This window comes from Streptomyces alanosinicus, assembly GCF_014650595.1.
In the GTDB taxonomy this organism is placed as follows: domain Bacteria; phylum Actinomycetota; class Actinomycetes; order Streptomycetales; family Streptomycetaceae; genus Streptomyces; species Streptomyces alanosinicus.
The window spans coordinates 42,029-59,385 of the sequence record NZ_BMVG01000016.1; the positions used below are offsets into that span (position 1 = coordinate 42,029).

The 17,357-nt window shown below is 71.8% G+C and carries 14 protein-coding genes and 3 pseudogenes; 9 read left to right on the top strand and 8 right to left on the bottom strand.

The features are described 5' to 3' along the window. The first annotated feature begins 8 nt into the window (after positions 1-8). On the top strand, positions 9-890 hold the full coding sequence (locus tag IE277_RS27580; RefSeq protein ID WP_189956413.1) for a diacylglycerol kinase family protein: 882 nt from the start codon (positions 9-11) through the stop codon (positions 888-890). A 139-nt stretch (positions 891-1,029) separates the two neighbouring features. Continuing rightward, a complete protein-coding gene (locus tag IE277_RS27585) occupies positions 1,030-1,407 on the top strand; it encodes an NUDIX domain-containing protein (RefSeq protein ID WP_189956414.1) in 378 nt (125 codons plus the stop codon). 19 nt (positions 1,408-1,426) lie between these two features. Here IE277_RS27585 and IE277_RS27590 read toward each other — a convergent pair whose 3' ends face one another. Together IE277_RS27590 and IE277_RS27595 are read right to left on the bottom strand one after the other, a co-directional pair. Then, positions 1,427-1,798 (bottom strand): thioesterase family protein, encoded by a 372-nt coding sequence (locus IE277_RS27590; protein ID WP_189956415.1) that lies wholly within the window; start codon positions 1,796-1,798, stop codon positions 1,427-1,429. A 67-nt stretch (positions 1,799-1,865) separates the two neighbouring features. Beyond that, positions 1,866-3,110 carry a molybdopterin molybdotransferase MoeA gene (locus tag IE277_RS27595; RefSeq protein WP_189956416.1) on the bottom strand — a complete coding sequence of 415 codons (1,245 nt, stop codon included), beginning with the start codon at positions 3,108-3,110 and terminating at the stop codon, positions 1,866-1,868. A gap of 178 nt (positions 3,111-3,288) precedes the next feature. Between IE277_RS27595 and IE277_RS27600 the strand changes: the two are divergent. Further along, positions 3,289-5,594: pseudogene (locus tag IE277_RS27600) on the top strand (FdhF/YdeP family oxidoreductase). Positions 5,595-5,616: 22 nt separating this feature from the next. Here IE277_RS27600 and IE277_RS27605 read toward each other — a convergent pair. After that, positions 5,617-6,543, bottom strand: a pseudogene (locus IE277_RS27605) (LysR family transcriptional regulator). Positions 6,544-6,748: 205 nt separating this feature from the next. On the opposite strand from IE277_RS27605, the gene IE277_RS27610 reads away from it, so the two are divergent. The 5 genes from IE277_RS27610 to IE277_RS27625 all read left to right on the top strand — a co-directional run bounded on the left by IE277_RS27610 (position 6,749) and on the right by IE277_RS27625 (position 11,932). After that, complete coding sequence (locus IE277_RS27610; protein WP_189956417.1) at positions 6,749-9,277, top strand: ATP-dependent Clp protease ATP-binding subunit; 2,529 nt, start codon at positions 6,749-6,751, stop codon at positions 9,275-9,277. Between the two features lie 18 nt (positions 9,278-9,295). Then, positions 9,296-9,523 (top strand): hypothetical protein, encoded by a 228-nt coding sequence (locus IE277_RS27615; RefSeq protein ID WP_308433429.1) that lies wholly within the window; start codon positions 9,296-9,298, stop codon positions 9,521-9,523. 61 nt (positions 9,524-9,584) lie between these two features. Then, entirely contained in the window at positions 9,585-9,662 is a 78-nt protein-coding gene (locus IE277_RS50260; protein WP_465270132.1) for a 50S ribosomal protein bL37, read from the top strand. A gap of 211 nt (positions 9,663-9,873) precedes the next feature. Further along, the gene (locus IE277_RS27620) at positions 9,874-11,298 is read left to right on the top strand and encodes a phytoene desaturase family protein (protein ID WP_189956418.1); all 1,425 of its coding nucleotides are present in this window, start codon (positions 9,874-9,876) and stop codon (positions 11,296-11,298) included. Positions 11,299-11,482: 184 nt separating this feature from the next. Beyond that, positions 11,483-11,932, top strand: coding sequence for a peptidoglycan-binding domain-containing protein (locus IE277_RS27625; protein ID WP_189956419.1), 450 nt, complete (start codon positions 11,483-11,485; stop codon positions 11,930-11,932). An 89-nt stretch (positions 11,933-12,021) separates the two neighbouring features. Here IE277_RS27625 and IE277_RS27630 read toward each other — a convergent pair. The 4 genes and pseudogenes from IE277_RS27630 to IE277_RS27645 all read right to left on the bottom strand — a co-directional run. Then, positions 12,022-12,540 (bottom strand): annotated as a pseudogene (locus IE277_RS27630) (aldo/keto reductase); the annotation flags it as partial. A 37-nt stretch (positions 12,541-12,577) separates the two neighbouring features. After that, entirely contained in the window at positions 12,578-13,174 is a 597-nt protein-coding gene (locus IE277_RS27635; protein WP_373310885.1) for a YdeI/OmpD-associated family protein, read from the bottom strand. 61 nt (positions 13,175-13,235) lie between these two features. Then, positions 13,236-13,985, bottom strand: coding sequence for an SDR family NAD(P)-dependent oxidoreductase (locus tag IE277_RS27640; protein ID WP_189956421.1), 750 nt, complete (start codon positions 13,983-13,985; stop codon positions 13,236-13,238). A 97-nt stretch (positions 13,986-14,082) separates the two neighbouring features. Then, positions 14,083-14,481 (bottom strand): methyltransferase family protein, encoded by a 399-nt coding sequence (locus IE277_RS27645; protein WP_229881997.1) that lies wholly within the window; start codon positions 14,479-14,481, stop codon positions 14,083-14,085. Positions 14,482-14,828: 347 nt separating this feature from the next. Here IE277_RS27645 and IE277_RS27650 point away from each other — a divergent pair, with 347 nt between their 5' ends. Then, positions 14,829-16,136, top strand: a complete 1,308-nt coding sequence (locus IE277_RS27650) for a hypothetical protein (RefSeq protein ID WP_229881998.1) — start codon at positions 14,829-14,831, stop codon at positions 16,134-16,136. A 26-nt stretch (positions 16,137-16,162) separates the two neighbouring features. On the opposite strand, the gene IE277_RS27655 is transcribed toward IE277_RS27650, so the two are convergent. Next, positions 16,163-17,134, bottom strand: coding sequence for an alpha/beta hydrolase (locus IE277_RS27655; RefSeq protein ID WP_189956423.1), 972 nt, complete (start codon positions 17,132-17,134; stop codon positions 16,163-16,165). Positions 17,135-17,357: the final 223 nt, after the last annotated feature.

Here is a 17,357-nt window from a genome sequence, read left to right on the forward strand (position 1 = left end):
GCACACCGATGCGACAGTTCACCGCCGTCGTCAACCCCACCGCGGGCGGCTCCACCGGGGCGGCGACGCTGCTGCGGCTGGCCCGGCTGCTCCGTGAGGCCGGGGCCGAGCTGGAGACGGAGTACAGCCACAGCCTCGCCCACGCCCAGGACATCGCCCGCCGCGCCGGTGAGCGTGGCCGGATCGTCCTGGCCGTCGGCGGTGACGGCATCGCCGGCGGCATCGGCGGGGCACTGAGCGGCACCGGAACCGTCCTCGGTCTGGTTCCCGCGGGACGCGGCAACGACTTCGCCCGCGCGCTGAAGCTGCCCGCCGACCCCGCCGCACTCGCCGGCATCCTGCTGCACGCCGAGCCGCGGCCGGTCGACACCATCGAGGTGGAGTCGGCGGTCCATCCGCGCACCGTGGTCCTGGGCAGCGTCTATGCCGGCGTGGACGCTGTCGCCAACCGGCACGCCAACCACGCCCGGCTGCTGCGCGGTGCCGCTTCCTACTACGCGGGCGGCCTGCGCGCCGTCACCACCTGGCGAGCGGCCGACTACCGCGTCACCGTCGACGGCGAGGAGCACACCCACCGCGGCTACACGGTCGTCGCCGCCAACTCCCCGTACTACGGCTCCGGCCGGCTCATCGCCCCTGATGCGCGGGTCGATGACGGACTGCTGGACGTGGTGATGATCCGCGAGGCACCGCGCCGGCTCTTCTTCACCCTCATGAGCGAGCTGAAGACGGGCGGCCACGTCCGCCGCCCCGAGGTGCGCGTCCTGCGCGGCAAGGAACTGCGCATCGAGGCCGCCCGGCCCGTCCCCTACGGCGCCGACGGCGAGGTCGACGCCACCCTCCCGGTCACCGTGCGGGTACGGCCCGGAGACCTGCTGATGCTGTACTGACCGCCCGCTCCACCCTTCACCGCACCGGAAACCCCGGGCGCGGACCGAGAAGTGTCACGGCGTCGGTGCACGACCGGCCGGCCCTGGGTAGGGGAGGGGAACCCGGCCGAGCGCGCCGGGAGAGGGGTTGGTCCGTGTCATGGCGCTGGAGCCCGCCGAGGGCGTCGTACAGGCCGTCGTCCTGTACGACGGACGGCTGCTGCTGGTGGACGACGGAGACGGCTGGGCGCTGCCATCGGGTACCCCCGAACCGGCCGAACCGGCGGAGGCCACCGCGGCGCGCGTCGTCTACGAACTCACCGGGTACCTCGTCGACGGCACCGAGAGCCTCACCCCGCACGGCCGCGTCCCGGCGGACGGCGCGTCGGCCGTGGTGTGCCAGCTGCTGAGCGAGTCCCCGTCGGACGGGGCGGACCTCGCCCGGGACCGGGTGCGCTGGGCGCCGGTCCGCGAGGCCGTCGACGCCGCGCTCCCGGCCGTCGTACGCGAATACCTCCGGGGCCACACGCCCGTGTGAGACCGGGCGGACCCGCCGGTCAGCGGTCCGCCGCCGGGTGCGGTGTGCGCGCCAGGAACCGCTGCCGGTCGACGACCGCCCGATCGATCTCGCCGCTCGCGACCAGCTGGCCCGAGCCGTCGACGGCCCGCACCGCGAAGGTGAGCCGCCCGCCCGTCACGGAGGCGGCGGGTTCGGCGCTCACCTCCACCCGGCCGCCGACCGGCGTGGCCCGTACATGCTGGATCCGCACCTCGGTGCCGACCGTGGTCTGTCCGGGCTCGGTGAAGGGGGCGGCGGCCCGTACGGTGGCCGCCTCCAGCCAGGCGATCAACCGGGGGGTGGCGAGAACGGGCACATCCCCGCTGCCCACCACCGCAGCGGTGTCGGCATCGGTCACCACATGGCGCATGCTGTCATGCTAGGTCCTGTCCCGCGCACGACACGGTCATGGGCCCGGCGGGCGGGCCGCCGAGGCCTCAGCGGCGGGGCAGTTCCAGCAGGTCCACCGGGGCGCCGCCCGGCGGGAGCACCGCGAGACCGTCCGCCAGGGCGAGGCCCCGCAGCATCGCCGGACCGTCGAACGGCAGCGGCGAGACCTCTTGGCCCGCCGTGAACACCGGCAGCAGCCGGGTGTCGCGCGGATGCCCCGGCAGTGCGGAGCCGGCCGTCAGCCGGAGCGGCTCGGCACCGTGACGCCCGCCGAGACGGCTGAGCAGCGGCTCGGCCAGGGTGACCAGGCCGGCCACGGCGGCCAGCGGGTTGCCGGGCACCCCGGCGAGCCGGCGCGCCCGTCCGTCGGCGGTGGCGGGCAGCTCGGCGAGCAGCATGGGGTGACCAGGGCGTACGGCCACGGAGTCGACCAGGAGCCGGGCGTTCACCGCCCGCAGCGTGTCGTGCAGGAAGTCCACCGGTCCGGCGGCCGTGCTGCCGGTGGTGACCACGACATCGGCGGGCGAGCGGAGCACGGCCTCCCGCAGCGCGGCGAGGTCGTCGGCGATCAGCCGGCGGCCGATCAGCTCGGCGCCGCACGCGTGCAGCCACGGCGGCAGCAGTGGGCCGAGCGCGTCACGGACGCGCCCCGCGCGCGGCGCGACCCGCGTGAGCAACTCGTCGCCGAGGACGAACAGTTCCACACTCGGCCGGCGGTGCACCGTCAGCCGGTCGTACCCGGCCGCCGCCGCCAGGCCCAGCACCCGCTCGGTCACGGTGGTGCCGGCGGGGAGCAGCGGCTCGCCGGAGCGGCACTCCTGGCCGCGCGGCCGGATGTCCTGACTCTCGGGCACCGGTGCGGGGGAGCGGTCGTCGAGCCTGCCCCGCGCGGTGTCCGCCGCACCGTGCTCGTGCCGCAGCACGGCGGTCGCGCCCGCGGGCACCGGGGCGCCGGTGGCGATGGGGACGGCCGTGTCCCGCCCGAGCGGCAGGGGCTCCTGGCCGGCCAGGACACCGGCGCCGGCGAGCCGCCAGGGGCCCGGTCCGGACACGGCCCAGCCGTCCATCGCGGCCGTCGCGAACGGTGGCAGGTCGGTGAGTGCCAGGAGCGGTTCGGCCAGCGCGTGCCCCAGCGCGTCGGCCAGGGCGCGGGGGACCGAGGGCAGCGGCTGCCCGGCGCAGGACCGGGCGATCGAGCGGGCCCGCTCCCAGGTCCGGGCGGACCGGAGCGCGCCGGGCTCGGTCCGCGATCCGTTCGCTGCCAGGCCGTCGGCCGTCCGGGATGCCGTCATGCCGGTCATCGTTGAACAGCCGTCCGGCGAAACTCAAAGAGGCCTGGTTTGTTTACCGATAGGCGGCTCCTATTCGATAGCCCGCACTTATCAAGTGATCGAGAAGGCCTCTTTGACTTGTCTGCGGGCAGGGGCGGATTCTGTCCTGCGGTCACAACAGAAAGAGGCGGACCGGATCCTGAGCGAGATCGAGGACCCCGGCGACGATCTGACGGTCACCCCGCCCAAGAGCTGGGCGACCGGTGTGCCGGCGGTCACGCACGCACTGCAGTACGTGCTGGGCCAGGCGACCGTACGACGCACCGCGCTGACCCTGCTGAACATCAATCAGGCCAAAGGGTTCGACTGTCCGGGATGCGCCTGGCCCGAGCCCGCGCCGGGCAAACGGCACCTGAAACGAATACTGCGAGAACGGCGCCAAGCACATCGCCGACGAAGCCACCTCGCGGCGGATCACGGCCGAGTTCTTCCGCCGGAATTCGATCGCCGAACTGGGCGCCAGATCCGATTACTGGCTCAATCAGCAGGGCCGGCTGACCGAGCCGATGATCAAGCGGCCGGGCGCCACCCACTACGAACCGATCGGCTGGGACGAGGCGTTCGACGTCCTCGCCGGGGAACTGCGCCGGCTGGACTCCCCGGACGAGACCCTCTTCTACACCTCCGGCCGGCTCAACAACGAAGCCGCCTTCCTGCTGCAGCTCTTCGCCCGCGCCTACGGCACCAACAACCTGCCGGACTGCTCCAACATGTGCCACGAGTCCAGCGGCTCCGCGCTGCAGGAGACACTGGGCATCGGCAAAGGCAGTGTCTCCCTGGACGACATCCACACCGCGGACCTCGTCTTCGCCGTGGGGGAGAACCCGGGCACCAACCATCCGCGGATGCTGACCGCGCTGGAGGAGACCAAGCGCAACGGCGGAAAGGTCATCGCGGTCAACCCGCTGCCGGAGGCCGGACTCATCCGCTTCAAGCATCCGCAGAAGGCCCGCGGAGTCCTCGGCCGGGGCACGGCGATAGCCGACCGGTTCCTGCAGATCCGCCCCGGCGGCGATCTCGCCCTGTTCCAGGCGCTCAACCGGCTGCTGCTGGAGGCCGAGGACGAGCGGCCCGGCACCGTGCTCGACCACGCCTTCATCAGCGCGCACACCACCGGCTTCACCGATTTCGCCGACCATGCCCGGAAGGTTTCGTGGGAGGGCGTCCTCGCCGCGACCGGGATCGCTCGCGAGGAGATCGAAGGCGTCCACGACCTCGTGCTGCGGAGCGGGAAGATCATCGTCTGCTGGGCCATGGGACTCACCCAGCACAAGCACGGCGTCCCCACCATCCGCGAAGTCGTCGACTTCCTGCTGCTGCGCGGCAACATCGGCAGGCCCGGCGCGGGGGTGTGTCCGGTGCGCGGCCACAGCAACGGACAGGGCGACCGCACCATGGGCATCTGGGAGCGCATGCCCCAGACGTTCCTCGATGCCCTGGGCCGAGAGTTCGGCTTCACCCCGCCCGCACACCACGGACTGGACTCCGCCGACGCCATCCCTGGCCATGCGCGACGGCACCGCGAAGGTCTTCCTCGGCGTGGCCGGCAACTTCGTACGGGCCACACCCGACAGCCGGGTCACCGAGGAGGCGATGCGCCGCTGCCGGCTCACCGCGCACATCTCGACCAAGCTCAACCGCTCCCACACGGTTTGTGGAGACACCGCCCTCGTCCTGCCCACCCTCGGCCGCAGCGACCGCGACGTCCAGGCGTCCGGCGAGCAGTTCATCACCGTCGAGGACTCCATGAGCGAGGTGCACGCCTCCCGCGGCCGCCTGCCACCCGCCTCCCCGCACCTGCTCAGCGCGGTCGCGATCATCAGCCGGCTGGCCCGCGCCACCCTCGGCGACACACCGGCCATCCCCTGGGAGGAGTTCGAGGCGGACTACGGCACCGTCCGCGACCGTTTCGCCCGCGTCGTACCAGGCTTCGAGAACTTCAACGCCCGGGTGGCCGGGGCCGGTGGCTTCCGGCTGCCCAACCCGGTCAACCAGCGGGTGTTCCGCACACCGGGCGGCAAGGCCGTGTTCACCGTCAACGAGTTCACGATGCCCGACATCCCCGAGGGCCGTCTGCTGCTGCAGACGTTGCGCTCCCACAACCAGTGGAACACCGTGCCGTACGCGATGAACGACCGCTACCGCGGCATCCACGACGCCCGCCGGGTCGTGCTCGTCAACCCCGCCGACCTCACGGCCCTCGGGTTCGCCGACCGTGACCGGGTGGACCTGGTGGCCGTCTGGCACGACGGGCCGGAGCGCCGGGCGGGGGACTTCCACGTCGTCGCCTACCTCATCAGCCGCGGCTCCGCCGCCGCCTACTATCCCGAGACCAATGTCCTGGTGCCGCTGGACAGCGTCGCCGACATCAGCAACACCCCCACGTCCAAAGCCGTGCTGATCCGCATGGAGCCCACATCCGCCGACGCCGACCGCCCCAGCTGAATCCGCACCCGCCCGGACACGGCTAGCGGCCCGGGTCTCCGGGCACGCGTTCCAGCGCGGCGGCCACGTCGGTCGTGCGGGCGATGTCCGTCAGGGCCCGCGCCATCACCGAGTCGGGTTCCCGGGCGGCGACCACCAGGCCCACGGGCACCGCGGCGGCGGGCTCGACCAGCGGTGCGGCCCGCATCCCCGGCGGGACACCGAACACATGCAGCCAGGCATGCGGTACGACGCTCGCCCACCGTCCCGTCCGCACATGGGCGAACAGCGCCGCCACGGAGTCGGTCTCCAGCCGTGGCGAGGGCTGTGTCCCGGCCCGCGCGAACAGTTCGTCCAGCACCCGGCGCCCCTGCATCGCCGGGGTCAGCAGGCACAGCGACAGCCGTGACGCCTCCGCCCACGTGGCCGTCGTACGCCGGGCCAGGCCGTCGGCGGCCGTGAGCAGCAGGACGTAGCGCTCCTGATACAGCGGAACCGTGTGGAAGTGCGCCGACAGATCCTCACGCAGATAGGTGATCCCGGCGTCCAGCTCGAAGTTCTGCAGCTGCCGAAGGATGTCCACCGACTGCAGATCCGCGATCACCTCCACCGTGACCGGTGGATGTGCCGCGCAGAACGGGCCGGTCAGCTGGGCGACGGCGCCGGACGCGGTCGGCACGGAACCGATCCGTATCCGGCCGCTCAACCCGCTGCGCAGCGCGTCGACCCCGTCCTACAGGGCGTCACGGTCGGCGAGGATCCGCTGCGCCCAGACGACGATGCGCTCCCCCTCCGGGGTGAGGCCCTCGTACCTGCGGCCGCGCCGCACCAGCGGCATGTCGAGCTCCTCCTCCAGCTTGCGCAGCGCCTCCGACAGCGCGGGCTGGGAGACATGGCAGGACTGGGCGGCACGGGCGAAATGCCGCTCCCGGGAGAGGGCGACGAGATATTCCAGCTGACGGAAGAGCACGGCACGGGTGTACCCGACCGCCGCTCGCAAAGCCAGTCCGCGGCCGTGCGGGAGCTACGGACGAGCGAGGGGCGGTGACTCAACGTTGTCGGACGTGGTGATACGTGTCCTCCGTTTGCGGTGCTGTGTCCGGCGGGGTTCAGTGAGTACGGACCCCGGAACAACGACCCCGCGCGGATCACCGGCCCCACGTCCAGGAGCAGTCATGTCGATGTCGTTCGGTGCACCGTTCGGTTCGTCGGATCCCTTCAGCGAGTTGTTCAACCGGTTCTTCGGGATGTCGCCGGCGTCCTCACCTCCCGCGGTACAGCGCGTGCCCATCGGCCGGCTGCTGACGGAGTCGTCGCAGGAACTGCTGAGCCTCGCCGCGCGGCGGGCGGTCGAGGACGGCACGTCCGATCTGGACACGGAACATCTGCTGTGGGCGGCCACGCAGGTCGAGCCGTCCCGCAGACTGCTCTCCCAGGTGGGTGTCGATCCCGACGCGCTCGCGGCCGAGATCGCCAAGATCCTGCCGCGTGAGTCCGGCGAGCCGTCCGCGCAACCGGGCCTCACCCCCGCGGCCAAACGCACCCTCGGTGCCGCCTACGCCCACTCGCAGGCCGCCGGTGTGTCCTACATCGGCCCCGAGCACATCCTCGGCGCGCTGCTCGGCGACGGAGACACGGGCGCCGCCAAGCTGCTGCGCGCCGAAGGCCGGGACACACAGAAGCTGGCGGATCTGACCGAACAGGCCGCCCGCGCCGACGCACTGCCCGCGGAACGCGGACAGCCGGCCACGACGCTGGACGAGTTCGGCCGGGACCTGACCGAAGAAGCCAGGGCGGGCAGGCTCGACCCGGTGGTGGGGCGCGGCGAGGAGATCGAGCAGACCGTCGAGATCCTCTCCCGGCGTTCCAAGAACAACCCCGTCCTGATCGGCGAACCCGGTGTCGGCAAGACCGCCATCGTGGAGGGGCTGGCACAGCGGATCGTGGCGGGGGAGGTGCCCGACACCCTGAAGGACAAGAGGGTGGTGGCGCTGGATCTGTCGGGCATGGTGGCGGGCGCGCAGTACCGGGGGCAGTTCGAGGAGCGGCTGAAGAAGGTCATCGAGGACGTCCGGGCGGCCAAGGGCCAGATCATCCTGTTCATCGACGAGTTGCACACGGTGGTGGGCGCGGGGGCGACCGGCGAGGGGTCGATGGACGCCGGCAACATGCTCAAGCCCGCACTCGCCCGAGGCGAGCTGCATGTCGTGGGCGCCACGACGATCGACGAGTACCGCAAGTACGTGGAGAAGGACGCCGCGCTGGAGCGCCGGTTCCAGCCGGTGATGGTGCCCGAGCCGACGGTCGAGGAGACCGTACAGATCCTGGAGGGACTGCGGGACTCCTACGAGGCACACCACCAGGTCCGCTTCGACGACGGCGCGCTGGCGGCCGCCGCCGAGATGTCCGACCGCTACATCACCGACCGCTTCCTGCCCGACAAGGCGATCGACGTGATGGACCAGGCCGGGGCCCGGGTCCGGTTGCGCAGCGCGGGCCGGTCCACGGAGATCGTCAGCCGCGAGGACCGCGTCGCCGGGCTCCGCCGCGAACTCGAACAGGCCGTGTCCGTGGAGGACTTCGAGAAGGCGTCGGAGCTGAAGCGGCAGATCGCGGAGGTGGAGGGCGAACTCGCCGGCATCGAGGAGCGCCGCGAGGGTGTGGTGTCGGTGACGGCCGCGGACATCGCCGATGTCGTCTCGCGCCGTACCGGGATCCCGGTGGCGCAGCTGACGGCGAGCGAGAAGGAGAAGCTGCTCAGGCTCGAGGAGCAGATGCACGCCCGGATCGTCGGCCAGGACGAGGCCGTCACGGCCGTGTCCCAGGCGGTACGGCGGAACCGGGCCGGGATGGGGGACCCGAACCGGCCGGTGGGATCCTTCCTCTTCCTCGGCCCCACGGGTGTCGGCAAGACCGAACTCGCCAAGACCCTGGCCGCGTTGCTGTTCGGGGACGAGGACCGGATGATCCGGTTCGACATGAGCGAGTTCCAGGAGAAGCACACCGTCGCCCGGCTCGTCGGTGCCCCTCCCGGATACGTCGGCTACGAGGAAGCGGGCCAGCTGACGGAGAAGGTGCGCCGCCGGCCCTACAGCGTGGTGCTGTTCGACGAGGTGGAGAAGGCACACCCGGACGTCTTCAACACACTGCTGCAGATCCTGGACGACGGCCGGCTCACCGACGCCCAGGGCCGCACGGTCGACTTCCGGCACTGCGTCATCATCATGACCTCCAACATCGGGGCACACCGGATCCTCGATCACAAGGGCGATGTGTCGGAGCTGAAGGACGCGTTGACGGAGGATCTGCGGACGAGGTTCCTGCCGGAGTTCCTCAACAGGATCGACGACATCATCATCTTCCACGGTCTGACCGAGGACCACCTGGGGGAGATCGTCGACCATCTGCTGGAGCAGAGCAAGCGCCGCGTCCACGCCCAGGGGATGACGCTGGAGGTGACCGAGGCCGCGAAGAAGCTGCTGATCGCGCACGGCCATCAGCCGGAGTTCGGTGCCCGGCCGCTGCGCCGCACGATCCAGGCGGAACTCGACAACCGGGTCGCCACCCTGCTGCTCGGCGGCGAGGCCGAGCCGGGAGACACCATCGTCGCCGACGTCCAGCACGACTCCCTGCACTGCACGGTGCGGAAGAACAGCAGCTCCGACGAGCCCGCCGAGACCGGCGCCGCGCCGACGGAGCGATGACGCAGCGATGACGCAGCGATGACGGAGGTCTCCATGGCGCACCATCACCACAAGCCCGACGAGCGGGTCGGGAAAGACCCGGACACCGGTCACGGCCGGGGCGCGCCGCGCCGGCCCGACGAGGCACAACGCGACGAGCGCACCCGCGAGGACCGCCGGGAGACGGGGCTGCCGGTCGGCAAGTGGGAGGACTCCGGACCCCAGCGCGAGGAGGAACAGCCCGAGACCGACCGCGAGCAGAGCTGACACCGGCACGGTGTCCGAGCCCCTGCCCTCACCAGATCCCCGCTCCCCACAGGAGGTTTCGATGTCCTCGAAGCGACGCCGGAAGAAGAAGTCGCGGCGCAACCACGCCGCCAATCACGGCAAGCGGCCCCAGTCCTGAAGCCCGGGAGGGACCGGGAGGGGACCGAGGGCGCCGGCAGCATCCGTGGCCGGCGCCCTCCTCGTGCGAGCGGCGGCTTCGAGCCACGCGGCGAGCGGTGAGCGCACGGATCCACTGGGAGAACGGACCTGTTCACCGGCAGACTCGGACCCATGAGACCCACGACGCCACCTCGCGCCCCCTCGAACGCGATCAGGTCGAGGTGTACCGCATGACGTCCGCCGTGGTGGTCGGCGGCGGACCCAACGGGCTCGCCGGCGCCGCTCTGCTCGCCAGGGCGGGACTGGACGTCACGCTGCTGGAGGCGGCCGACGAGGTCGGCGGCGGCACCCGCAGCCATGAGGCACTGCTGCCGGGGCTCCTGCACGACCACTGCGCGGCCGTCCACCCCACGGCGGTCACCTCCCCGGCCCTGCGCGCGCTCGGCCTCGAAGAACACGGGCTGCGCTGGCTCACGGCGGACATCGACTGCGTCCACCCGCTGGACGACGGCAGCGCCGGGGTACTGCTGCGGTCCGTCGAGGCCACCGCCCGCATGCTCGGGCCCGACGGAGACCGCTACCGCGCCCTCTTCGCCACTCCGGTACGGCACTGGGACGCACTGGCGCACGAGGTGATGGGCCCCCTGCTACGCATCCCCTCGCACCCGCTGCTGCTCGCCCGCTTCGGCCTGCCCACCACCCTTCCCGCCACCGTCCTCGCCCGTCTCTTCACCACCCCGCAGGCGCGGGCCCTGTGGGCGGGCGTCGCGGCGCACGCCTTCCGTCCGCTGTCGCGCCCGTTCACCTCGGCGAGCGGGCTCGGCATCCTCACCGCGGGACACGCCGCCGGCTGGGCCGTGGCCGAAGGCGGCTCACAGTCCATCGCCCGCAGCATGGAAACGGTGCTGCGCAAGCACGGCGGCACCATCCACACCGGCGTCCGCGTCACCGACCACCGGCAGCTCCCGCCCGCCGACGTCACCCTCCTCGACCTCGACCCCGGCCAGGTCGCCGCGCTCTACGGGGACCGGCTCCCGGCCCGGGTGCGGGGCGCCTACCGGCGCTTTCGCCGCGCACCCGCGGCCTTCAAGCTCGACCTGGCCGTCGAAGGGGGCGTGCCCTGGACGAACGAACACGCGCGACGGGCCTGCACCGTGCACCTCGGCGGCCCGTCGGCCGAGGTGGTCCGTGCGGAGCGGGACGTCGTGGCCGGTCGTATGCCGGAGCGCCCCTTCGTGCTGGTCGGCCAGCAGTACCTGGCCGACCCCTCCCGCTCGGTGGGCGACGTCCACCCCCTGTACACCTACGCCCATGTCCCGCACGGCTACGACGGGGACGCGAGCGAAGCGATACTCCGTCAGCTGGAACGGTTCGCCCCCGGCGTCCGCGACCGTGTCGTGGGCCGACAGGCCACCCCGCCCGCCGCGTTCGCCACCGCCAACCCCAACTTCGCCGGCGGCGACATCATCACCGGCGCCCGGACGACCCCGCAGCTCATCCTCGGCCCCCGCCCGACCGCCGAGCCGTACGCGACCGGCCTGCCGGGTGTGTACCTGTGCTCGGCGGCGACCCCGCCCGGCCCCGGCGCGCACGGCATGTGCGGTGCCGGCGCCGCGGCCGCCGCGCTGCGCCACCTCCGGGGCGGGTCCGGCTAGACGCTCTTGACCGCCGGAACCGACCGCTCCGCGGCCCGCCCGGATACCGCGCGGGTTGTACGCCGCGCCGCGCTACCGCGGTCGGTGGAGCCAGGAGTCAACTCCCCGGTTGGCGACGGCGGAAGCAGGTACGCATAGCTTCTGTGGCGTGCCGATGGGCACTCGACAACAGGGGGAAAGAACCATGCGAACCACCATCCTCAGTAGGACGCTCCTCAGCGCCACGACCGTCGTCGCCCTGGCCGCCGGCAGCCTCGCCGCCGCGGGCACCGGCTTCGCCGCGCCCTCGGCCGCCCGCCCGGCGGCGACCACCGAGGCCGTCACCCCGCAGGCGGTGAACAACCTCGGCCTGAACGCCACCGAGGCCAAGAAGGTCCAGCACTGGCTGAAGACGTACTGGGGTTACACCGGCGCCATCGACGGCCGGCTCGGCACCAACAGCTGGAAGGCCTTCCAGCGCTGCCTGAAGAAGTACTGGGGTTACACCGGCCCGATCGACGGCATCGTCGGCAAGGGCACGGTCCAGGGCCTGCAGCGCCTGCTGAAGGCCTACTGGGGCTACACCGGTGGGATCGACGGCATCGCCGGTTCCGGCACCAGGGCCGCCTTCAAGCACTTCGCCAACGGCCGCTGAGTCCCCCCGGGCCGGCTGACCGGTCCGTCCTTTCCCTCGCCCCCGTTCCGGACGAGAAGTCCGGGACGGGGGCGGGCCGTTGCGTTTCACAGCTCCTTGTCCGCGTCGGAGAAGGAGCCGGTCAGAAAGCCGCCGCCTAGGGGCGAGTACGGCACGAAGGCGACACCCGGTTCGGCGGCCGCGCCCACCACACTGCGCTCCACGTCCCGGCTGAACAGCGACGCCCGCACCAGCTCGGCCATGGCGCCGACCGACTCGGCCAGCGGGATCACGGGGTCGCGACGGTGCATGTAATACAGGCCGATGACCTCGACGTTCAGCCGGGGCGGACTCGCCTCGACCGCCGTCCTGAGGTAGCCGGGATCGTTGCGGATGGCCCGGTATGCGGGGTCGTCCGCGCGGTATCCGATACCGAACTTGGTGGCCAGGATGATCTCGTCGCGATGCGCGGCCACGAACGGCGCGAGGAACTCCTCGTTGGCGCCGACGCCGTACATGTCGGCGGTGTCGATGAGGGCCTCGTCGGTCTGTCCGTAGGCCGCGCTGATGCTCCAGGTCCCGCTCGTCGAACCGGCGTTGACCGGCATGTGACCGCACACCTGTGCCATCTCCTTCAAGTGCGCTTGAGGCAAGTGCCCTCGGCGATCAGTGAAGCTTCTGGTGCGCGGCGAGCATGGCGACGAACTTCTCGATGCGGGCCGCACGCGTCTCGGGCTTCTTCGCGTCCTGGATCCGGTAGAGGACCGCGTACCGGTTGCGGCTGTCGAGTGTGGCGAAGAAGTCACGCGCCGCAGGCGAGGCGTCCAGGGCCGCCCGGAGGTCGTCGGGGACCGTGGCCGTGCGCTGATTGGCGTACGCCGCCTCCCAGCGACCGTCCGCCTTTGCCTTCTCCACCTCCCGCAGACCGGCCGGTCGCATCCGGCCCTGCTCCGCCAGTTCGATGGCCTTCTGCCGGTTCACCTTCGACCATCTGCTGCCCGGCCGGCGCGGGGTGAAGCGCTGCAGCCAGTGCTGCTCGTCCAGCTTCTTCTTCTGCCCGTCGATCCAGCCGAAGCAGAGCGCCGACTCCAGTGCCCCCGGGTAGCCGACGCCGTCGATCCCGGAGTCCTTTCTCGGGATCTTCAGCCAGACACCGCGCACGTCGGCGTGCCGCTCCTCCAGCCACCCTTCCCATGCCTCCTGCGAGGCGAAAGCGAGGATCGGATCGGCCCCGATCGGTGCTCCGTCCGACATGTGCCCCATCAAAACCCGTCCCGTCGATGGGGTCAATCCATCCCGGCGGAGCGCGTGGTGCCCCGCTCGCTCAGGCCGCATACCCCCCGTCCACCGAGAGTTCCGCGCCCGTCACATACGCCGTCTCCGGTCCCGCCAGATAGGCCACCGCGGTCGCCACCTCCTCCGCCGTGCCGTAACGGCCCACAGATGTCATGGCTGCCTGGTCGGACGCGAAGGGGCCGTCCGCGGGGTTCATGTCCGTGTCGATCGGACCCGGATGTATGACGTTCGCGGTGATCCCGCTCCCGCCCAGCTCGCGGGCCAGCGCCTTGGTCAGCCCGACGACCGCCGACTTGCTCATCGTGTACAGCGTGCTGCCGGGGCCCGGTGTGCGCCGGGTGAGGCAACTGCCGACGGTGATGATCCGCCCGCCGGGTGCCATGAGCGCGACGGCGGCCTGGGCGGTCAGGAAGACCCCGCGTACGTTCACCGCGATCACGTGGTCGACGTCGGTGAGCGACATGTCCTCCAGCGGTCGCATGACGCCGACGGCCGCGTTGTTCACCAGGATGTCCAGACCTCCGAGTGCCTCGGCCGCACGGACCACCGCACCTGCCGCCTCCTGCGCGTCCGCGGCGTCGGCGCGCAGGGCGACCGCCCGCCGCCCCAGCGCTTCCACGGCCCGCACCACCTCCTCCGCGGCCTCCTTCCCGTGCACATAGGTCACGGCCACATCCGCGCCCTCCCGCGCCAGTCGCAGTGCCGTCGCCGCACCGATGCCCCGGCTGCCGCCGGTGACGAGGGCCTTCTTGCCGTTCAGGTTCGTGTGTGAAGTCATGTGTCCATCTCACCGGCGGGACGAGAGGGACGCTGGCGGCGAACGGACCTCGACCTGCCGGAGCACGTCAGCGGAGATCGGAGCAGGTCGGCGGAGATCAGAAGACGAACGGCACCAGACGCTTCGTTCTCGCGCGATAGTCCGTGTACGCGGAGCCGAACGCGGCTATGAGCAGCCGTTCCTCCGCGGTGATACGCCAGACATAGGCGGCCGTGAGCAGCGCTGTGACGATCAGGGTCGCCGGCCAGCTGCCCAGGCCCAGCGCGTATCCGATCCACACCAGCAGACTGCCGCAGTACCCGGGATGCCGGATCAGTCTGTACGGCCCCTCCTGGACCACACGTTGATCCGTGACCGTACGCAACGTACGTGTGTAGTACTGGGCCAGCGTGCGCATGCCCCAGGCGCGCAGCGCCAGACCGCCGGCCAGCACGGCGACCCCGAGCCAGCGCGCCGCCGGGGGTAGCGGGCCGACCGAGGCCTGACCGAAGGACACCACGACCCCGGCGGCGCAACAGCACCTCGTACCCGACCCAGCACAGGATGCCGAGCACGGAGAACAGACTGGGGAGAGCCATCGCGCACGCTCCTCACCTTCGGCGATGTCAGCACCCACGATGGCCCGTCACCGGCCCGGAAGGCACGCACCCACGGGTGGAAATGGTCTCCACCCCAGGGGTGAAACCACGTTCGCCGAGCGGCGGGAGCGAGCGCGGAGGGCGTGGAACGGGGTGTTGTCAGTGCCGGGCCGTAGTGTGCCGAGCATGGCCCGTTCCGGAATTCGGCCGAGCATGGCCCGTTCCGGAAATCGATGGGGTCCGGGAATCGATGGGGGTGGTGAGGGTGCGCAGGCCGGTCGAGGGGGAAGTCCACGTCCATTACGGTCAGCTGTACGTCGAGAGCGATCCGGACAGCTACGGCCCGGACCTCGCGGAGGCGTTCGCCGGGCAGTCCAGCGGACTGTGCGGCGCGGCGAGCCCCGGAACACTGTGGCTCTCCACCGGGCTGCACACCGGAGACGTGGGGTTCACGGTCGAAGTGCACGACGAGGCTCCACCGCTGGAGCCGAGCTGGGAGGACGTCGTGGAAGTGTCCTTCCGTCCTGTCTCGGGCAACGCCGAGCTGGTGCTGTGGGGAGGCGACGGCTCCTGGGAGCTGGGTCTGGCGGAGACCGACTACCGGGTGCGGTACTGCGCCACGGGCATGGACGCCGCGCACGAGGGCGACACCCGGCTGGACGGCGAGCCTCGACTGGACTGCTACCTCCTGCAGTTCTGGCCGGCACCACCCGCACCCGACCGGTTCGTGAAACAGACCTCGGCGATGGCGGCGTACTGGCATGACTACGCCCGTCGGCTGCCCCCGCCTCCCACACCGGCCGAGCGCGCCGAGGCCCTGCGCCAGGCCCGCCTCGCGGAGGAAGCGGCGGAAACCGAACGCGCACTGGCCTGCGAACTCTGGGAATGGGGCGGGCGGCCCCCGAGCCAGGCGCTGCGCGACGTCGATGGAAATGTGCGGGGTGTGCTCGACTTCGACGCGGCGCTCGTACACGCCATCGACGCCGCCGGTCCCGAAGTACAGCGGGCGGTGGCCCTGCTGGCCGCGCGCCGCGCCTGCGAGGAGGCAGGTCTGGCAGAGCTGGACTGGATCGCCGCGGCACTCACCGCCGTCACCGAGAGACGGCCGCTGCCGCCGCCGCTCGACGCCGAGGACCGTGTGTGGCAGGCCCTCGCAGCCGATCCGCGGGTCCCGGACCGGACCGTCGGCCGTGCGGTGCCTCCCGAGCGCCCGCCTTTCCAGGCACCGCGCGCCTGGGAGGAGGTGTCGCTGCCGATACCCGAAGCCGGTCCGACCGCACTGATCGTGGGCCCCGCGACCGCGTGGGCCCAGGGGCTGACACCCACCGAGCCGCCGGCACCCGAGGCCGGCGCAGGGGCGGAACGCATCCTGAGTGCCACGATCGGCGAGCCGGACCGCTCCTTGCCCGTATCCCAGCCGCACATGGCCGTCCCCGCGTTGCTCGGAGCCGCCGCCCCCGACCCGCTGCAGGCGGCTCTGGACGCCGTGTACGCGGGCATCCACACGTACGGCGAGGCCTACCCGAGCCTGCTGCGGGAGGTGTGGTCGGTGTGCGACGGCAGCCGCTCGTAGCGGGCCGGCCGCCGGGGCCCGTGCTCTCAGGTGGCGTGCAGGGCCGCTCGCAGGGTTCGCACGGCCAGGTCGGTCGCGGTCCGGGCCGCATGAGTGCCGCGCAGATCGTCGAGCATCACGAAGTCGTGGATGATGCCCTGGAAACGCACGGCCGTCACCGGCACACCGGCCCGGCGCAGCTTGTTGGCGTAGGCCTCGCCCTCGTCGCGCAGCACATCGGCCTCGCCGATGATGACCAGCGCCGGCGGCAGACCGGACAGCTGCTCGGTGGTGGCGCGCAGGGGGGAGGCGGTGATCCGGGCCCGCTCGTCCTCGTCGGTGGTGTACTCGTCCCAGAACCACCGCATGCTGTCGCGGCGCAGGTAGTAGCCGGTGGCGAACTGCTGGTACGACGGCGTGTCGAAGGCGGCGTCGGTGACGGGATGGAACAACACCTGCTGCACCAGCGCGGGGCCGCCGCGCTCCTTGGCCGTCAGCGTCAGCGCGGCCGCCATGTTCCCGCCGACGGAGTCCCCGGCCACGGCCAGCCGCGCGCCGTCCAGGTTCCTGGTGGCGCCCTGCTCGACGACCCACTGGGCGACGGCGAAGCTCTGCTCGACGGCGACCGGATAGTGGGCCTCGGGGGAGAGGTCGTACTCGGGGAACACGACGGCGGCGTCCGCGCCGACGGCCAGTTCCCTTACGAGGCGGTCATGGGTGTGGGCGTTGCCGAAGACCCAGCCGGCGCCGTGGATGTAGAGGATCACCGGAAGGGTCCTGTCGGCTCCGGCGGGCTTGACGATCAGGGCCTGGACGCTGCCGGTCGGACCGCCCGAGACGGTGATCCACTCCTCGTCGACGGCGGGCTTGTCGATGTCGCCGGACTGCAGCTCGTCGAGCGCCTTACGGCCCTCCGCGGGAGGCAGATCGACGAGGTACGGCGGGTTGGCGGTCGCCTTCGCGAACTCGGCCGCCGCGGGTTCCAGGACGGGCTGCACCGGCGCTGCGGCATCGGACATCGCGCCTCCTCGGATTCCCTGGGTGCCGGAGGATCCGGCAGACAAGCCGGACCATCGCCCGATCACTGCGGCGCCACTGAACGCCGCCTCAGTCCGCCGGGCACGGAAGAACGGCCCATGGCGTGCCGCCGGTCTTTCCGCACTGCACGGGTTCACTCTCATCCGCACGTGGTACGCCGACAGCCTGGCGCCTCAGCTGTCCCCGCCGCCCGCCCACGAGGCC